Consider the following 16,774-nt stretch of genomic DNA (forward strand, 5'->3'; position numbering starts at 1 on the left):
ACATATTCACAGAACGTGTAAAGTCTCGACCACGCTTAACAATCCAGGGTCATTTTCGGTGAAGATAGATACAATTCCTGAAAATGAATATCTTTTTGACACCGCCAAAAAAGCGGTAAAAATCACCAAAGACTTCATAAAAATGAAACGGGGTACGGATCGATCGCCCGTGTCTCAATTAGGACGCGACATCAAGCTGTCCGAGGACGCCGCGTCCGAGGCAATGATCCGCGAATTCCTGGCCCAACATAGCGATCTGCCGGTGCTGGGCGAGGAAGGCGGCTGGGAAGGCCGCGAACCGCAACCGGACGATCTGCACTGGGTCCTCGACCCCCTCGACGGTTCCTTCAACTATTTCAGGGGCGTGCCCCTCTATGGCATCTCTCTGGCCCTCTGCCGTGGTCGCACCGCCGTGTTCGGCGCCATCTACGACCCGGAACGTGACGAACTTTTCAGTGGTGGCCCAGGCCTCGGCCTGCAACTTAACGAAGAGTTTATTACTCAACCGGCCCCAACCCGGCAGATGCTGGCCACGGGCTTCCCCTCCCGCGCGGATGTGAATGTCACGCTGGAGCGGATGGGTGAGCTCACCGCCCGCTGGACCAAGATGAGGATGCTCGGCGCCGCCGCGCTGTCCCTCGCCTGGGTGGCCGCGGGCAGGCTTGATGGCTACACGGAGAATGGAATCATGTGGTGGGACGTGGCGGCCGGGCTGGCCCTCGCCCAGGGTGCCGGCGCCACGACCATCCTCTGTCAGCCTGTGTCGGAATACGGGGTGAACGTCCTGGTGGAGCGATAGGCGGCACGCCTGTCCGCCACGCCTTTCGGGCACCCCGCCCTCGTTAATTCATGCGTCTGGATCGATTGGACCGAGAAACATGGCTCATACCGTCGGCATCATCGGCTTCGGCAAGATGGGACAGATCCGCGCCGCCGCCCTGGAGGAGGACGGCCGCGCGAAGATCCTGAAGGTCTTCGACAACTACCTGCCCGAGAAGCCGCGCTTTGCCGTGGCCGCCTCCGCGCAGGAGATCATCGATGATCCCAAGATCACGATCGTCTTCGTCTGCGCGACCAACGAAGTGAACAAGCCCTTCACCATCGCAGCCCTGAAGGCCGGCAAGCACGTCTTCTGCGAGAAGCCGCCCGCCTTCACCGCCGAGGACGTGAAGGAGATCATGGAGGTCGAGCGCGAGTCCAACCGCGTGCTGATGTACGGCTTCAACCACCGCCACCACGGCGGCGTGCTGAAGATGAAGCAGGTGATCGACAGCGGCGCCTATGGCCGGGTGCTGTGGATGCGCGGCCGCTACGGCAAGAGCGTCGACAGCGACTACCTGAAGACCTGGCGCTCCGACCGCGAGCGTGCCGGCGGCGGCATCCTGCTCGACCAGGGCATCCATATGCTGGACCTGTTCCTGCACATCACCGGCGCGCCCTTCGACGACGTCCATGCCTTCGTCTCCAGCCGCTACTGGAAGATCCCCGGCATCGAGGACAACGTCTTCGCCATCATGCGCAACCGGCAGAGCGGCGTCGAAGTCTCCTTCCACTCCACCATGACCCAGTGGCGCCACCTGTTCTCGCTGGAAGTGTTCCTGGAGCGCGGCTACCTCGTGCTCAACGGCCTCAAGACCTCCTCCGGCACCTATGGTGTCGAGGAACTGACGATCGCCAAGAACCGCGCCACCGCCCCCGCCTCCAGCTTCGATACCGAGGAGCGCATGGTGTTCAACGTCGATACCTCCTGGGCGCGGGAAGCCGAGCATTTCATGGATGCCGTCTCGCTCGGCATGCCGGTGCTGTACGGCAACTCCAACCAGGCGCTGGACGTCATGTCGCTGATCGACCGCATCTACTCGAACGATCATCACCTCTCCGAGTCCCTGCACGAGAACCTGCAGGTGGTCGGGCGCAACTGAAGCTTGAGGCAGGCGGGCCCCTGCGGCCCGCCGCCGGGTGCCCAGCGTTGGACAGCGCAGTACCGATGCCATCAGCGGCAGAGACGCCCGCGCGCCTTCTCGTCCTGTCGGCGAGCATGAACGCGCGGCACCACGCGGCGCTGGCCGAGACGCTTAGTGACATGCGTGCGGCGGGTCTGCATGCCGATCTGGTGCTTGCCGCGACCGCGGCGCTGGATGACGGCCTCGCCCGTCAGGTCGGGGCGATCTTCCGCCTGCCGGAAGAACCCTGCCCGCCCCGCGTCCCCCCTGCCCCGCCGCTTGCCGCGCTCGCGGGCCTCACGATCACCGAACCGATGCTCTGGCGCCGCCCGGGAGAGGATGGCGGCTTCTCCGTGCTGCTTCCGCCGGGGACGAGATGGGCGCGGCTGGAACTGCGGCTGGACGGAGCGCGGCAGATCAGCGTGTGGGCGGCCGACGGCCCCGCCGCGCCCAGCCGGATCGCCACAGCCGATCTGGCCCCGGGCAGGCGCGCGCTGGAAGTCGAGATCCCCGAGGCGACAGCCGCCTTCACCCTGTTGGAATGCCGGCTGGAAGGCGGCTTGCGCCTGCTCGGGCTGGATTGCGGCGATGGCCGCGCGGTGCAGCGCATGAGCATGGCGCTCTCGGGCGCCGCGTGGCTGCGGCTGTTCCGCGCCGGGAACTGGCAGGCCTCCATCCGTGCCCTCCGTCCGCCGCCGCGCGGCATGCCGCCCGCCTCTCCCACCCTCGCCGCCTGGCTGCACCGCAACCTGCGGCACTATGACAGCGTGCTGATGGCCTTCGAGGCGGGCCCCGGAAGCGAGAGCATGGCCCGCTGCCTGCTGGAGGCGACGGGCGTGCCCCGGCTTCTTTTGCTGCTGCTGGAAGGCGAGGAGCATGAGGGCGTGCCGGGTGCCGCCCTGCAGCAGCTGCGCGCCGATGCCGCGGCCGCCATCTGCCTGCGCCCGGACCTGTGGGAACTGCCGACAGCGCCGGCCGCCGTGCTGTCCGCTGCCCGCCGCCTTGCCGGGCAGGCAGCGCCCGACCCCGGCGCGGCACTCGGCGTGGAACGCCCCTTCCTGCTGGTCGCCAGCCAGGAAGGCACTCTGCCGCGCGGCCTCGAGGCGCTGCTGCGCCCGCTGACGGCCGCCGCCGGGCTCGATCTGGTACTGGCCGAGGCCGGTCTGGCCCGCCGCGTCTCGCCCTGGGGCGGCAGCACCGATGCGCGGGTCCCCGTCGCCTCGCTGCTCCGGGGGCAGGACCCACGCTGCATCGGCCTCTGGCTGCCGGAACCGCTGGCGGATGAACGCGCGCTGATCGCCCTGGGCTGGGAAGCCGGCATTCCGGTGCTGACGCATCCCCTGAACCCGCATGCGCGCGGCCTGGGCGCGGCCGCCATCGACAGCATGGAACGCATCGGCGATCTGCTGTGTGACGGTGCCCAGCGCGACGGCCTGGCGGAAGACGGCCGCCGGCGCCTGGCGGCGCTGGAGCGGGCGAGAAGCAATTGGTTCCGGCCGGTAGGCGAGGCACGAGCATGAGCGAGACGATGGATTTCAGGCTGGTTCTGGACCTTCAGGCGGGGGTGGCGGAATCCCCCCTGTGGGACGCCGCGCGCGACCTGCTGTGGCTGTGCGATATTCCCGCCCGGCGGTTGCTCGCCTATGCGCCCTCATCGGCCCGGGTGACTGAGCACCGGTTCCCGGAGGTCGTCGCCTCGCTCGGGCTGTGCCGGTCGGGCCGGCTGGTGGTGGCGCAGAAGCGCAGCGTGCTGCTGTTCGACCCCGAGACCGGCCGCAGCGAGCCGCTGGCGGAGCTGGACGACGAGCCGGACTGCAACCGGCTGAACGACGGCAAGGTGGGGCCGGACGGCCATTTCTGGGTCGGCAGCATGAACAACCTGCCGGACAAGACGCCGAGCGGCGCGCTCTACCGGATCTCCCCCTCGGGCAAGGTGGAGCGCAAGCTGGAGGGGTTCACCATCTCCAACGGCCTGGCTTGGTCGCCGGACGGCACGCGGCTGTACCACGCGGACACCCGCGGCCCCTGGATCGATACATGGGATTTCGATGCGACGCGCGGCGAGATCACGAACCGTCGCCGCCTGGCCACGGTGCCCAATGAGGAAGGCCGGCCCGACGGCGGGGCCTGCGATGCGCAGGGCAATTACTGGTCGGCGGGCGCATCGGCGGGCTGCATCAATGTCTTCACGCCAACGGGTGCGCTGGCACGCAAGCTGGCCTTCCCGGTGCCCGCGCCGACCATGCCCTGCTTTGCCGGACCAGGGCTCGACACCTTGTTCGTGACCAGCCTGCGCGAGGGAAAACCCGCGGAGATGCTGCAGGCCTATCCGGCCATGGGCGGGTTGTTCAGGCTGGACGGCGTGCCCGCTGGCAGCCCTGTGGCGTTGTTCGACGCCTGAAGGTTGAAGGCGGTGCCGCGTGCGGCCCCGCCCCCCGAGGACCATTGAGGCCCGCTCAGGCCACCGCGTATTCGGCCTGACCGACCAGCATGTCGACGACGGTGGTCAGCCACACCATGTGCAGGCCCTCGACGACATTGTAGGCGCGCGAGCCGAGCCAGAAATTGATGTCGCCCAGCGCGCGCAGCTGGTTGTCGGGCGCGCTGCCGGTGAAGGTCACGACCTTCATCCCGCGCGACTTGGCGTATTTGGCGGCGTTGACGGCATTCTTGGAGTTGCCGGACACCGAGATCAGCACCAGGACGTCGCCGTCCTCGGCGTAGAACTCGACCGCCTTGGCCATGAAGTTCTCGAAGCCGAAATCATTGGACAGGCAGGTGATCAGGTTCGGCTCGTTGAAGTCGACGGCCCGCGTCTTGCCCTGCTTGGTGAAATCGACGGCGGCGTGGGAGGCGATGGAGGCGCTGGCCCCATTACCCGCGAACATCAGCTTGTTCTTGCTCGCCCTGACTTCCTGGCACAAATTATAAAATGCAATCAAATTATCTTTTGTTTCCGGAGAATAAAGAAACTTTTGATACAGTTTATAATAGTCCTCAAGCCAGGTATCCCACGCCATTTCAACCTCCAAGTGTGCGATGCACCATACCTACAGCCGGAAGGCCAAAGGCACTATAGCGAATTTTGCTGAAGCACCGCGCAACGATCAACTTATGGAGCGTAGCGCAGCCGACATTTCCGTTGTGGCATCAAGCGGCCTCATCCGGGGCGGCGGCAGGGCCCACCGCCTTCAGCGCCTCGTTGAAAATGGCTTCGATCTCGGCCTGGCCGGTCCTGATGTCGTCAGCCGCCAGCGTCAGGGCCTCGCTGGAGAAGACGACGCGCAGGTGGCCGTCCGCCCATTCGCGCGGCCGGCCGCGCTTGGCCAACCCATAGGCGAGCGAGCGCGCGACGCGGGCGACCATGCTGCGCTCCGCGGCCAGCTGGGCCGCCAGCCGCACCCCTTCGAGGTCGAGTTCCGGCCTCTCCCATGAGGCCAGGGACTGCGCAACGTCGGTCACGGCCGGATACAGCAGATTGACGTGCAGCTGGTGGGTTTCCGGGTAATAGGCGGCCGCGCGGTAGGTCAGGCCGCGCTCGCTGACATCGGCGGAATTGCGCAGCAGCAGGATGGCCGGCGGCTTCTCGGCCTTGAACGGCGGCGGCTCGGGCTCTCCCTCACGCTCGCGCTCACGCTCAGGGTCCGGCGCGCGCGGGGGCGCGAAGCGCGGCGCCTGCCCCGGCCGGCGCAGCGCCACGCCCATCTCCTCCAGCAGAAGGCTCATCTCGGCCAGAACGTCGTCCAGATAGTCGGCATCCGGCATGGCGCTGGCCAGCAGCTCGATCAGCCAAGCCGGCTGGTGCTTCACGACGAGCGCCGCGAAATCATTCGGCTTGACCTGGTCCTGCCGGTCGTTGCGATAGCGCAGGAACTCCCGATACGCGTCGGTCAGCACGGGGTAGTCGTCCGGCAGCTCGATCAGGATGGAAATGCCGCGGGCCAGGAAAGGAATGCCGAAGCTCGGCGATTCCTTGAGCCAGAGCGCCCCGCGCAGGACGCCGTAGCACTCGTCGCGGTGCACCAGCGCCAGACGGCCTTCGTTGCTGGCCCAGGGCATGCTCGGATGACGCACGGTCTGGTCGACCAGGCGGGGGTCGAAGGCATAGTGGATCACGATGCCCTCAGGCGTGCGCACCGCCTCGTACTGCTCAAGCGCGGCCAGGCTGTCGGCCGTGCTGACCAGGCTGCGGTCATCCCTCAGCCCCGCGATGCCGCGGCAGAAGACGATGTCGAGATTGGCGGGGAAGCGGAAGAAGCGTCCGCGCACGGCCTCATACAGCCAGGCAGCCGGGCTGCGGGGGTTGCCGTTGTACGGGTCCGTGACGGTGTTCTGCTGCTCGTCATTGCCCATGAGCACGACCTCGGTCCACTCGCCGGCGGCATCGCGCCCCTCGGCGGCGGCGGCCTCGGTCGCGGGCAGCACCCCTGCCATGGCACCTTCAGCATCGGCGCGCAGCAGGCGGCCATAGACGCCGTCATACTTGCCGATCACGACCTCATGGACCGTGCCCTCATGGGCGGAGCGGTAGCGCATGCCGAGCTGGTTGGAGGGAAGCGCCGCAACCTTGGCGCCCATGCCGAAATTGCGGTCCAGCCCGGTTTCCTTGCGGATGGAGGAAGCGATGTCGCACATCTGATCAAGCTCGGCCGCCGTCAGGCCCCGGCCGGTGTTCCAGATGGCCAGCTTCGTCACCTCGCCCAGATTCAGCGGGGAGAACTCCACCCGCCCCGCCACGCCGGTCTCGGCAGCGGCTGCCTCCATCGCGTTCTTCAGAAGCTCGCGGATCATCATGGTCTTGGGGCAACGCTCGATCATCGAGGCGACGAGGAAATCCTCATCCCGCACGCGAAGCTTGGCGACGTTGGCGCTCAAATTCAGATCCTCTTCCGAGAAAGCGGCCAAGCGGCCGAAGGGGGTTGGAAGCAGCCTAGCAGACATCTCGCAGCGGCGTTAGACAAAGAGAGAAGCACCCGGCAGGACAGGAGGCGAGACCTTCCCTGCGCCCCGGTCAAAGCGGCAGCCTCATCCTCACACATAGTTGTAGACGGCAAATGTGCCCGGACCGGGACTTGGTTGTACCCGGTACAATCTTGCCATTTTATCTACAGGCAAAGGCCGGGCGCCGCTCAGCGCCCAGCCTTGCCCCAAGCCTTATCCCAGAGCTCTAGCCCAGCTTCACCAGCCCTGCCGCGAATCGCCGCCAGTTGGCGACATAGCCATCGGCCGACCGGCGCAGGTTCTCGGCGGCCTTCTCGTCCAGCGTCCTGGCCACCCGCGCGGGCGACCCGACAATCAGCGAGTAGTCCGGGAACTCCTTCCCTTCCGTCACCAGCGCATTGGCGCCGACGATGCAGAAGTTCCCGATCTTCGCGTTGTTCAGGATGGTGGCCCCCATCCCGATCAGCGAATGGTTGCCCACGGTGCAGCCGTGCAGGATGGCCTTGTGGCCCACCGTCACGCCTTCACCCAGGGTCAGCGGCACGCCGGTATCGGCATGCAGCACCGACCCGTCCTGGACATTGCTGCGCGCGCCGATGGTGATCGGCGCGTTGTCGCCGCGCAGCACCGCGTTGAACCAGATGCTGGCCTCCTCCTCCAGGATGACGTTGCCCATCACCTGGGCACCCGGGGCGATCCAGTATTCGCGCGGCAGCTTCGGCGCCACGCCGTTCAACGCGTACAGGCTCATCAGGTCAATTGGATGCGTGCTTCACGCACGATCCTCCCCCATTTCTCGGTTTCCTGCTCTACGAAGGCCCGGAATTCGTCACTTGTCGAGCCCCTCGGCACGCTCACGTCCTGGGCGAGCTTGGCGCGCATCTCCTCACCGGCCAGGGCGCGGTTCAATTCCGCGTTCCAGCGGCGCACCACCTCTGCGGGGGTCCGGGCGGGGGCGACGATGCCGGTCCAGTTTTCCGCCACCACGCCCTCGACGCCGGCTTCCCTGATGGTGGGCACCTCCGGCAGGAAGGGGCTGCGCTCGCCGCTGGTCACGGCCAGGGCACGCAACTCTCCGCCGGCCACCAGGCCACGGACGGTGGAGGGCGTGCCGATATACATGTCCACCCGGCCGGCCAGCAGGTCGGTCACGATGGCGCTGGCCCCGCGATAGGGCACCTGGGTGATCTCGGCACCCAGGCGGCGGCTCAGCAGCTCACCGCACAGATGGCCGACGGTGCCGTTGCCGGGGTGGCCGGCCGTCAGCGGCTCCCGCGCCGCGCGGATGGCGGCGAGCAGCGCCGGCATGTCGCGCCAGGGCGCCTGCTTGCCCACCACCAGCACCAGCGGCTGCGCCGCGATCAGCGAGACGAAGGCCAGGTCGCGCGTGGGGTGGAACGGCATGTTGGGGTACAGCGTCGGGTTGATCGCCAGGTTGGAGGTCTGGCCCATGCCGATGGTGTAGCCATCGGGCGCCGCCTTCGCCACCGCGTCCAGCCCGATGTTGCCGCCGGCGCCGGGCCGGTTTTCCGGCACCACCGTCCAGTTCGCGATGGCCTGCATCTGGCCCGCCACCTCGCGGCTGATCGTGTCGGTGCCGCCGCCCGGCGGGAAGGGCACGACGAGGCGGATGGCACGCTCCGGATAGCTGCCCTGCGCGCGCGCGACCATGGGCAGGGCCAGGCCGGCCCCGATGAACAGACGACGCTTCATTCCGCTGCTTCCTTGCCCGGGGCCTCGCGCCCCAGGATCTCAAAGTTGTGTTCGCCCACCTGGGGCAGGTCGAGCCTGAGCCCCGGCCGCCTGTCGCCCAGCAGAATGGGCAGGGCCGGCGCGCGGGTGGGCGTGCCGTTGGTCAGATGCACGTCATGGAACCCGCCGCTCGCGTTCAGATGCGGGTCGTCCAGCAGGTCCCAGGGCTTGTTGATGCGGGCGAAGGGCAGGCCCGCCTTCTCGCACATGCTCTCGATCTCACTGACGGTGTAGGCGCCGAGGATTTCCTGGACCATCGGGATCAGCTTCTCGCGCGCCAGGCTGCGCGCGGCGTTGTTGCCGAACTCCGGCACGATCAGGTCCGGCCGCTTCAGGATGTCGGCGAAGATCTGCCACTGCCGGTCGGTCACCACGCCCACGAAGATCTGCACGCCGTCGCTGGCGGTGAAGATGTCGTACACACCCCAGGACCGTCGGCCGCCCGGCATCGGCGGCGGCTCCACCCCGGTGATCGCCTTCTGCATCATGGCGGTGGAGACCAGAAAGGTGCAGGTCTCGAACAGGGCGGACTGCACCACCTGGCCCACGCCGGTGGTGTTGCGCTCCATCAGCGCGCCCATCACGGCGATGGCGCCGAACATGCCGCCCATCATGTCGTTCACCGGCGCGCCCGCGCGCAGCGGCCGGCCCGGCGGGCCGGTCATGTAGGCCAGGCCCGCCATCATCTGCACCACCTCGTCGAGCGCCGTGCGCTTCTCATAGGGGCCGGGCAGGAAGCCCTTCAGGGAGAGACACACCAGCCGCGGGTTGCGCGCGCGCAGCGTGTCGAAGCCGATGCCGCGCTCATCCAGCGCGCCGGGGCGGAAGTTCTCGATCACCACATCGGCGTTGTCGGTCAGTTCCAGCAGCGCCTCGCGGTCCCGCTCCAGCGCCGTGTCCAGCACCACCGACTTCTTGTTGCGGTTCAGCGCGGGGAAGAAGCCCGCGCCCGAGGCCGTCAGCGCGCGGGTGCGGTCGCCCCCGGGGGGCTCCACCTTGATCACCTCCGCGCCGAGATCCGCGAGGATCACGCCGCAGGTCGGCCCCATCACCATGTGGGAGAATTCGATGACGCGAATGCCTTCGAGGGGAAGCATCAGGCAGCCCTCCGGAACTTGGACAGGCTGCCACCCTTGAGCAGGTTGGACGGCAACTGGCGGCCCACGATGCGCTGGGCGAGGGCCGCGGCTTCCAGCAGCGCCTCCAGGTCATAGCCGGTCTCGATGCCCATTTCCTGGCAGAGGAAGACCAGCTCCTCGGTCGCGATATTGCCCGGCGCGCCGGGGTGGCCCGCGAAGGGGCAGCCGCCGAGGCCCGCCACCGCTGCGTCGAACATCCGCACGCCCATCTTGAGGCCCGCATAGGCATTGGCGATGCCCAGGCCCCGCGTGTCGTGCAGGTGCAGCGCGATGCCGAGCTCGGGGTACTTGTCCTGCACCGCGCCCACCAGCCGCTCGATATGGGCGGGGTCGGCCCAGCCCATGCTGTCGGCCAGCGAGATCTTGCTGATCGCGCAGCCGGTGTCCTTGGCCACCTCGAAGGCATCGGCGATCACGCGCATCGCGTCCGCCACCGTCACCTCGCCCTGGTAGTTGCAGCCGAAGGCCGCCTGCACCGAGATGCGGGTGATCGGCACGCCGGCCGCCTGGTGGGCCGCCACGTGCTCACGCTGGAACACCAGCTGCGCGGCGTGGTCCTTGTTCAGGTTCTTCTTCGTGAAGGCCTCGGAGGCCGTGACGGTGATGGAACTGTAGAGCGTCAGCCGATCGGCATAGGTCTTCGCGCGCTCCATCCCCTTCGCGTTGAACCACAGGGCGAAGTACTCGCAGCCCGGGCGCGGGGTGAAGCCGGCCACCACGTCCTCGGCATCGGCCCAGCCGGGCACGATCTTGGGGTTCACGAAGCTCGCCACCTGGATGCGCGGGGCGCCAGTGGCCGAGAGCGCGTCGATCAGCGCGATCTTGTCGCTGGTCGGGATCGGCCCCTTTTCGATCTGGAAGCCCTCACGGGGCCCCTCCTCCGTGATCTCGACGCGGTTGGGCAGGTCGGTCATCGGTCTACTCCTCATTGCGGCCGGATGCCGGCCTCACGCAGAACGGTTTCCCAGCGGGTCATCTCGGCCGAGACATAGCGCGCGGCCTCCGGGACGGGATTGGCGATCAGCCGCTCGGCGCCGAGCTCGGTCAGCCGGCGTGCCAGGGCGGGTTCGCGGATGGCGGCCTGGACGGCCTGCTGCACGCGGCCCAGCACGGCCTCGGGCGTGCCCTTGGGCGCGAACAGGCATTGCCAGACGCTGAAGGTGGCGGCGGGGTAGCCTGCCTCCCCGATCGTCGGCACATCGGGCATCACGGCGCTGCGCTGCGCGGAGGAGACGGCCAGCGCCCGCGCCTGCCCGCCCTGGGCCAGCGGAAAGGCGCTGAAGCCCGCGTCGTACAGCACGTCCAACCGGCCGGAGATCACGTCCTGCGCCGCGGGGCCCGAGCCGCGATAGGGCACGTCCTGCATCTGGATGCCCGCCGCGCGCAGCAGCAGCAGCGTGACCAGCTGCAGCACGCCGCCGGTGCCGGTGGTGGCATAGCTCAGCTTCTCGGGGTCGGCCTTGGCGGCGGCAACCAGCCCGGCCACGTCGCGATAGGGCGCGCTGTTGGGCACCAGCAGCACCATCGGGCTCTCGGCCACGATGGTGATGGGCAGCAGGTCGGTCGCGGGGTCGTAGTCCAGCCGGGCATACAGCGCGCGGTTCACCGCATGGCCCGTGTTGCTGAACAGCAGCGTGTGGCCATCGGTCGCGCGCGCCACGGCACCCGCGCCGATATTGCCGCCGGCCCCCGTGCGGTTCTCCACCACCACGCGCTGGGGCAGGTTCTGGGACATGCCCTCGGCGACGAGCCGCGCGATCACGTCCGTGGCGCCGCCCGCCGCATAGGGAACCACGAGCTTGATGGGCTGGTTCGGCCAGGCCTGCGCGCGGGCTGCCGCCGGCAGCAGGAACGGGGTGGCGAGCAAGGCCCGGCGGGCGATCTGGGGCATGGCGTTTCCTCGGCTAATTTTTCTGTTGTTCAGAAAATTATTCTGCTAGACAGAAGTCTAATAGAAGACTGTCCAAGAGGTCAATGTCCGACACTCCCGCCCGCAAGCGCGGCCGCCCACCCGCCGAGATCGCCCCCGAACAGCGGGTGGAGGCCGTGGAGCGCGCCCTGTCGCTGCTCGACGCCTTCTCCCTGGAAGCCCCCCGGCTGACGCTGGCCGACCTCGCGCGCCGCACCGGCTTCTACCCCAGCACCATCCTGCGCCTCGCGGCCTCGCTGGAACGCTTCGGCTATCTGCTGCGCGGAGCGGACGGGCTGTTCCGCCTGGGGCCCGCCACGCTGCGGCTGGGCATGCAGTACCAGGCGGGCTTCGACCTGGCGGAACACATGCGCCCTGCCCTCGCCCGCCTCTCCGCCGCGACCGGCGAGACGGCGGCCTTCTATGTGCGGGAGGGCGGGGACCGCATCTGCCTGTTCCGGCACGAGGCGCTGCGCACCATCCGCCACAGCGTGCCCGAGGGCGCGGTGCTGCCGCTCGACCGGGGCGCCAGCGGCCATGTGCTGCGGGCCGAGGGCGGGGGCGTCGTGCTCTCGATGGGTGAGCGCGATGCGGAGACCGCCTCCCTCGCCTGCCCGGTCTTCGCGGCGGCCGGGCGCTTCCTGGGCGCGCTGGGGGTGGCGGGCCCCATGGGCCGCTTCAGCGAGGCGGAGCGCGCGCGGATCACGCCCCTGCTCGAACAATCCGCGGCCGAGCTGTCCCGCGCGCTGGGTGCGGCCCGGCATCGCGTTGCCTAAGCAAGGGGCGCGTGGGAAAAGCCGGGCATGATCCTCATCACGGGCGCTGCCGGCTTCATCGGCTCCAACATCGTGGCCGAGCTGAACGAGCAGGGCCGCACCGACCTCGTGCTGTGCGACCTGCTGCGCCAGGGCAGCAAGTGGCACAACCTGCGCAAGCGCGCCTTCGTGGACATCGTGCCCCCGCCCGAGCTGGCGGCCTGGCTGCGTGGCCCCGCCGCGCAGAAGATCACGGCCGTGGTGCACATGGGCGCCAATTCCTCGACCATGGCCACCGACGGCGACGAGATCATGCAGCGGAACTTCCGCTTCTCGAACATGCTGCTGGACTGGACGGCGGAACGCGCCATCCCGTTCATCTACGCCTCCTCCGCCGCGACCTATGGCGAGGGCGAGGAAGGCTATGACGACAATGCCGATTTCGAGCATCTGAAGCGCCTGCGCCCGCTCAACCTCTATGGCTGGAGCAAGCACATCTTCGACCAGGCGGTGGTGGAGCGCCGCAAGCGCGGGGAGGCCATGCCCCCGCTCTGCGTCGGGCTCAAGTTCTTCAACGTCTATGGCCCGAACGAGCAGCACAAGGGCGCGATGCAGTCGGTGGTCAGCAAGATCTTCCGCAGCATCACCGAGGGCGAACAGGTGCGCCTGTTCCGCAGCCACCGCCCGGAATACGCCGATGGCGAGCAGATGCGCGACTTCGTCTATGTGCGCGATATCTGCCGGGTCATCACGCATCTGCTGGCGCGGCGCGAGGGCTTCGGCCTGTTCAACGTGGGCTCGGGCGAGGCACGGACCTGGCTTGACCTGGCGCGCGCCGTCTTCGCCGCGATGGAACGCGAGGCCTCGATCGATTTCATCGACATGCCGCAGGAACTGCGCGCCAAGTACCAGTACTATACCAAGGCCGACATCACCCGGCTGCGCGGCTTCGGCTACAACGCGCCCATGCAGTCGCTGGAGGCGGGCGTCACCGACTATGTGCGCCACTTCCTGAGTCAGGCGGACAGCTATCGCTGAGGGTTTCGCCGCGGGTCGGCCTCCACAGGTTGCCCTCCGCAGGTTGCCCTCCACAGCTTGAATGATGCGGTGCCGCACCGCCGGTGCTAAGTCAGGGGTGTTGAGGAGATACCGATGACGCGGCTGGTGATCGACCTGGATGGAACCCTCACCATCGACGACCCGGCGGTTTCCTACAGCGACAAGCTGCCCAACATCCCCGTTGTTGCCCGGCTGCGCGAATACAAGGCCCAGGGCTTCGAGATCGTCATCCACACCGCGCGCAACATGCGCACCCACAAGAACAATGTGGGCCTCATCAACGCCCATACCCTGCCGGTCATCATCGACTGGCTGCGCCGGCACGACATCCCCTATGACGAGATCCATGTCGGCAAGCCCTGGTCCGGCCATGACGGCTTCTATGTGGACGACAAGGCACTGCGCCCGGATGAGTTCGCGGCGCTTCCCTACCCCGAGATCGGCCGCCTGCTGAAGCTGGGGCGCAACGCGGTATGACCCCGCAGCCGGTCAGCCTCATCACCTCCGCCGCCTATGTGAACGCGGAGCTGAGCGCCGAATTCGGCCAGCTTCCGCCGAGCTTCCTGCCCTTCGGCCACAAGCGCCTGCTGGCACCGCAGATCGCGAGCCTGCAGCGCCCCGGCCGGCGCCTCATCGTCACGCTGCCCCAGAGCTTCAGCCCGGACGAATGGGACCGCGCGGCCCTGGAGCAGGAGGGTGTCGAGACGCTCTCGATTCCCGATGACCTGAGCCTGGGCGAGAGCATCACCCATGCGCTGACGCTGGCCGATGCACGCGGGCCCGTCAGCATCCTGCACGGGGATACGCTGTTCCTCGACCCCCTTCCCGAAGGCGAGGACGAGGTGGCGGTCGCCACCACCTCCGACGCCTATCTGTGGGGGGCGGTGGGCACCGAGGGCCAGGGCTTCGTCAGCCGCCGGCCCGATGTCACGGCGCGGGAACAGCAGGTGCTGGCGGGCTGGTTCTCCTTCTCCTCGGCGCCGGCGCTGCTGCGGGCCCTGACGCGCGCGCGCGGCCGTTTCCTGGCGGCGCTCGACCTCTATGCGGCCGAGCGCCCGCTGGCCTTCCGCCAGGTGAGCAACTGGCTGGATTTCGGCCACCTGCAGACCTTCTACCGCGCCCGCGCCCGCGCCAGCACCGCACGCGCCTTCAACTCGCTCGCGGTGGGGCGGCACTCCGTCCTCAAGACCGGCGAGAAGGCTGACAAGCTGGCCGCGGAGGCCGACTGGTTCGACACCATCCCCCCGCCGCTGCGCCAATACACCCCGGCCTTCCTGGGCCGCGAGGCCGGCGGCTATCGCATCGGCTACCTGTTCAGCCCCACCCTGCATGAGCTGTTCGTGTTCGGCCGGCTGGAGGCGCCCGCCTGGCGGCGGGTGATGGAGGGCTGCTTCGATTTCCTGCGGGCCGCCGAGCAGCTGGGCCGCGAGGCGGCCGCCCGCGAGGTGCCGCCCGATGCGCTGGACATCCTGGCCCTGGGCAAGACCGAGGCGCGCCTGGCCCAATGGGCCCGCGAGACGGGGCAGGACCTTGACGCGGAATGGACCAGCGCCGGCCGGCGCCTGCCCTCTCTGCGGCGCATCGCGGCCGAGACGGCGCGCATCGCGGCGGCCACCGCGCCCATCCCCGGCGTGATGCACGGCGATCTCTGCTTCCCCAACACCTTCTTCGATTTCCGCGAGCAGCAGATCAAGGTGATCGACCCGCGCGGCAGCATGCAGGACGGCCGGCACAGCGTGCATGGCGACCTGCGCTATGACCTGGCCAAGCTGAACCACTCGCTGGAAGGCTATGACCTGATCCTCGCCGGGCGCTACCGGCTGGAGGATACGGGCGGGCACGACCTGACGCTGCATCTCTCGCGTGAGGGAGCGGCGGCCTTCCTGCCGGAGGTCGCGGCGGAGTTCGATCTGCGCGGGCGCCGTACATCGGATGCCGGCACCCGGGCGCTGACGGTGCAGCTGTTCCTGTCCATGCTGCCGCTGCATGCGGACCGGCCGGACCGCCAGCGCGCCTTTCTGGCCAATGCGCTCAGGCTCTATGCCGGGATGGAGGCAAGCCCTTGATCATCTTCCCCATGGCCGGCCTCAGCAGCCGCTTCACCCGCGCGGGCTATGACCGGCCGAAATGGCAGTTGCCGCTGGCCGGCCGCCCCCTGCTCGACTGGTCGCTCCTGGGCTTCCGCTCGATGTTCGAGAGCGAGACCTTCCTGCTCATCCATCTGGACCAGCCGGGGGTGGCCGATTTCGTGCGGGAACGCGCGGCCGCCATCGGCATCCGCCGCCCGCTGCTGGTGCCGCTGGCCGAGCCCACGCGCGGCCAGGCGGAAACGGTGCTGCTGGGCCTGGATGCCGCGGGCGCCGGCCCGGCCGAGGAAGTGACGATCTTCAACATCGACACCATCCGCCCGGGCGTGACCCGCCCTGCCCTGTTCGACAGCTGCGACGGCTGGCTGGAATGCTTCGAGGGCGAGGGCGACCACTGGTCCTTCGTGCGCCCCGGGCCGGATTTCTCGGCGGTGCAGGTGACGGAGAAGCTGCGCATCTCCTCCCTGTGCTGCAGCGGCCTGTATCATTTCCGCAGCAGCGCGCTGTTCCGCGAGGCCTATGCCCGGGAACTGGCCGCGCCCAGCAAGAACGAGCTGTATGTGGCGCCCATGTACCAGCACATGATCGCGGCCGGGCAGGACATCCGCTACGGCGTCGTGCCGACTGAACAGATCTTCTTCAGCGGCACGCCCGCCGAGTATGAGGACCTGAAGCGACGCGAGGACGAGCTGGTCGCGGCCTTCGCCTGATCAGCGGCGGGCCGCGAAGAAGTCGCGCAGCAGCCCGGCCGCCTCGGTCTCGTTGATGCCGCCCACCACCTCGGGGGCATGGTTGCATTGCGGGTGGCTGAACACGCGCGCGCCATGCTCGGTGCCGCCTCCCTTGGGGTCATAGGCGCCGAAGACGACCTTGCGCAGCCGGAACAGGCTGGCGCCCTGGGCGCACATGGCGCAGGGCTCCAGCGTCACGGTCAGGGTGCAGCCGGCCAGGTGCTTCCCGCCCAGGGCGCGGGCAGCCGCGCGCATGGCCAGCATCTCGGCATGGGCGGAGGGGTCGCCCAGCTCCTCCACGCGATTCCCGGCCCGCGCCAGCAGGGCGCCGCGCGCGTCGGTCACGACGGCGCCGACCGGCACCTCGCCGCGCGCGGCGGCCTCGCGGGCCTCCTCCAGCGCCATTTCCATCGGGGAAACCATGCACGCAACTTGCCGTGCGGGGCCTGTCAGGTCTA

Annotated in this window: 17 protein-coding genes; 9 read left to right on the top strand and 8 right to left on the bottom strand. The window is 68.5% G+C overall.

The annotated features are described in order from the left end of the window. The first annotated feature begins 58 nt into the window (after nt 1–58). The 4 genes from EOD42_RS26100 (at nt 59) to EOD42_RS23510 (ending at nt 4,344) form a co-directional block, all read left to right on the top strand. Nucleotides 59–799, top strand: a complete 741-nt coding sequence (locus EOD42_RS26100; RefSeq protein WP_164868096.1) for an inositol monophosphatase family protein — start codon at nt 59–61, stop codon at nt 797–799. A gap of 79 nt (nt 800–878) precedes the next feature. Further along, nucleotides 879–1,922 (top strand): Gfo/Idh/MocA family protein, encoded by a 1,044-nt coding sequence (locus EOD42_RS23500; RefSeq protein WP_127790040.1) that lies wholly within the window; start codon nt 879–881, stop codon nt 1,920–1,922. Between the two features lie 65 nt (nt 1,923–1,987). Then, complete coding sequence (locus EOD42_RS23505) at nt 1,988–3,463, top strand: hypothetical protein (protein WP_127790041.1); 1,476 nt, start codon at nt 1,988–1,990, stop codon at nt 3,461–3,463. Further along, entirely contained in the window at nt 3,460–4,344 is an 885-nt protein-coding gene (locus EOD42_RS23510; RefSeq protein WP_127790042.1) for an SMP-30/gluconolactonase/LRE family protein, read from the top strand. The genes EOD42_RS23505 and EOD42_RS23510 overlap by 4 nt, the downstream gene beginning before the upstream one ends. A gap of 55 nt (nt 4,345–4,399) precedes the next feature. Here EOD42_RS23510 and EOD42_RS23515 read toward each other — a convergent pair whose 3' ends face one another. From EOD42_RS23515 to EOD42_RS23545, 7 genes are all read right to left on the bottom strand, one after another. Beyond that, on the bottom strand, nt 4,400–4,963 hold the full coding sequence (locus EOD42_RS23515; protein WP_127790043.1) for an SIS domain-containing protein: 564 nt from the start codon (nt 4,961–4,963) through the stop codon (nt 4,400–4,402). A 130-nt stretch (nt 4,964–5,093) separates the two neighbouring features. Next, nucleotides 5,094–6,818 (bottom strand): ATP-binding protein, encoded by a 1,725-nt coding sequence (locus EOD42_RS23520; RefSeq protein ID WP_240655266.1) that lies wholly within the window; start codon nt 6,816–6,818, stop codon nt 5,094–5,096. Nucleotides 6,819–7,110: 292 nt separating this feature from the next. Then, on the bottom strand, nt 7,111–7,635 hold the full coding sequence (locus EOD42_RS23525) for a gamma carbonic anhydrase family protein (protein ID WP_127790044.1): 525 nt from the start codon (nt 7,633–7,635) through the stop codon (nt 7,111–7,113). After that, nucleotides 7,635–8,597, bottom strand: coding sequence for a Bug family tripartite tricarboxylate transporter substrate binding protein (locus EOD42_RS23530; protein WP_127790045.1), 963 nt, complete (start codon nt 8,595–8,597; stop codon nt 7,635–7,637). Before EOD42_RS23530 ends, EOD42_RS23525 begins: the two co-directional genes overlap by 1 nt. Beyond that, nucleotides 8,594–9,733, bottom strand: coding sequence for a CaiB/BaiF CoA transferase family protein (locus EOD42_RS23535; RefSeq protein WP_127790046.1), 1,140 nt, complete (start codon nt 9,731–9,733; stop codon nt 8,594–8,596). Before EOD42_RS23535 ends, EOD42_RS23530 begins: the two co-directional genes overlap by 4 nt. After that, nucleotides 9,733–10,689, bottom strand: a complete 957-nt coding sequence (locus EOD42_RS23540) for a hydroxymethylglutaryl-CoA lyase (protein WP_127790047.1) — start codon at nt 10,687–10,689, stop codon at nt 9,733–9,735. The genes EOD42_RS23535 and EOD42_RS23540 overlap by 1 nt, the downstream gene beginning before the upstream one ends. An 11-nt stretch (nt 10,690–10,700) precedes the next feature. After that, a complete protein-coding gene (locus EOD42_RS23545; RefSeq protein WP_127790048.1) occupies nt 10,701–11,666 on the bottom strand; it encodes a Bug family tripartite tricarboxylate transporter substrate binding protein in 966 nt (321 codons plus the stop codon). An 83-nt stretch (nt 11,667–11,749) separates the two neighbouring features. On the opposite strand from EOD42_RS23545, the gene EOD42_RS23550 reads away from it, so the two are divergent. The 5 genes from EOD42_RS23550 (at nt 11,750) to EOD42_RS23570 (ending at nt 16,295) form a co-directional block, all read left to right on the top strand. Further along, a complete protein-coding gene (locus EOD42_RS23550) occupies nt 11,750–12,460 on the top strand; it encodes an IclR family transcriptional regulator (protein WP_127790049.1) in 711 nt (236 codons plus the stop codon). A gap of 27 nt (nt 12,461–12,487) precedes the next feature. Further along, nucleotides 12,488–13,477 carry an ADP-glyceromanno-heptose 6-epimerase gene (rfaD, locus tag EOD42_RS23555; RefSeq protein WP_127790050.1) on the top strand — a complete coding sequence of 330 codons (990 nt, stop codon included), beginning with the start codon at nt 12,488–12,490 and terminating at the stop codon, nt 13,475–13,477. A gap of 114 nt (nt 13,478–13,591) precedes the next feature. Then, nucleotides 13,592–13,975: an HAD family hydrolase gene (locus EOD42_RS23560; RefSeq protein WP_127790051.1), complete on the top strand. Its 384-nt coding sequence runs from the start codon at nt 13,592–13,594 to the stop codon at nt 13,973–13,975. Beyond that, the gene (locus EOD42_RS23565; protein WP_127790052.1) at nt 13,972–15,564 is read left to right on the top strand and encodes a capsular biosynthesis protein; all 1,593 of its coding nucleotides are present in this window, start codon (nt 13,972–13,974) and stop codon (nt 15,562–15,564) included. Before EOD42_RS23560 ends, EOD42_RS23565 begins: the two co-directional genes overlap by 4 nt. Further along, nucleotides 15,561–16,295, top strand: coding sequence for a glycosyltransferase family protein (locus EOD42_RS23570; RefSeq protein ID WP_127790053.1), 735 nt, complete (start codon nt 15,561–15,563; stop codon nt 16,293–16,295). The genes EOD42_RS23565 and EOD42_RS23570 overlap by 4 nt, the downstream gene beginning before the upstream one ends. Here EOD42_RS23570 and EOD42_RS23575 read toward each other — a convergent pair whose 3' ends face one another. Continuing rightward, entirely contained in the window at nt 16,296–16,739 is a 444-nt protein-coding gene (locus EOD42_RS23575) for a nucleoside deaminase (protein ID WP_240655267.1), read from the bottom strand. It lies immediately after the preceding gene. Nucleotides 16,740–16,774 lie beyond the last annotated feature (35 nt).

Origin of the sequence: Rhodovarius crocodyli (assembly GCF_004005855.1) — a bacterium.
Taxonomy (GTDB): domain Bacteria; phylum Pseudomonadota; class Alphaproteobacteria; order Acetobacterales; family Acetobacteraceae; genus Rhodovarius; species Rhodovarius crocodyli.

Coding starts and splice junctions, on each gene's coding strand:
- EOD42_RS23500 (WP_127790040.1), top strand. CDS start 879: ATGGCTCATACCGTCGGCATCATCGGCTTCGGCAAGATGGGACAGATC.
- EOD42_RS23505 (WP_127790041.1), top strand. CDS start 1,988: ATGCCATCAGCGGCAGAGACGCCCGCGCGCCTTCTCGTCCTGTCGGCG.
- EOD42_RS23510 (WP_127790042.1), top strand. CDS start 3,460: ATGAGCGAGACGATGGATTTCAGGCTGGTTCTGGACCTTCAGGCGGGG.
- EOD42_RS23515 (WP_127790043.1), bottom strand. CDS start 4,963: ATGGCGTGGGATACCTGGCTTGAGGACTATTATAAACTGTATCAAAAG.
- EOD42_RS23525 (WP_127790044.1), bottom strand. CDS start 7,635: ATGAGCCTGTACGCGTTGAACGGCGTGGCGCCGAAGCTGCCGCGCGAA.
- EOD42_RS23530 (WP_127790045.1), bottom strand. CDS start 8,597: ATGAAGCGTCGTCTGTTCATCGGGGCCGGCCTGGCCCTGCCCATGGTC.
- EOD42_RS23535 (WP_127790046.1), bottom strand. CDS start 9,733: ATGCTTCCCCTCGAAGGCATTCGCGTCATCGAATTCTCCCACATGGTG.
- EOD42_RS23540 (WP_127790047.1), bottom strand. CDS start 10,689: ATGACCGACCTGCCCAACCGCGTCGAGATCACGGAGGAGGGGCCCCGT.
- EOD42_RS23545 (WP_127790048.1), bottom strand. CDS start 11,666: ATGCCCCAGATCGCCCGCCGGGCCTTGCTCGCCACCCCGTTCCTGCTG.
- EOD42_RS23550 (WP_127790049.1), top strand. CDS start 11,750: ATGTCCGACACTCCCGCCCGCAAGCGCGGCCGCCCACCCGCCGAGATC.
- rfaD (WP_127790050.1), top strand. CDS start 12,488: ATGATCCTCATCACGGGCGCTGCCGGCTTCATCGGCTCCAACATCGTG.
- EOD42_RS23560 (WP_127790051.1), top strand. CDS start 13,592: ATGACGCGGCTGGTGATCGACCTGGATGGAACCCTCACCATCGACGAC.
- EOD42_RS23565 (WP_127790052.1), top strand. CDS start 13,972: ATGACCCCGCAGCCGGTCAGCCTCATCACCTCCGCCGCCTATGTGAAC.
- EOD42_RS23575 (WP_240655267.1), bottom strand. CDS start 16,739: ATGGTTTCCCCGATGGAAATGGCGCTGGAGGAGGCCCGCGAGGCCGCC.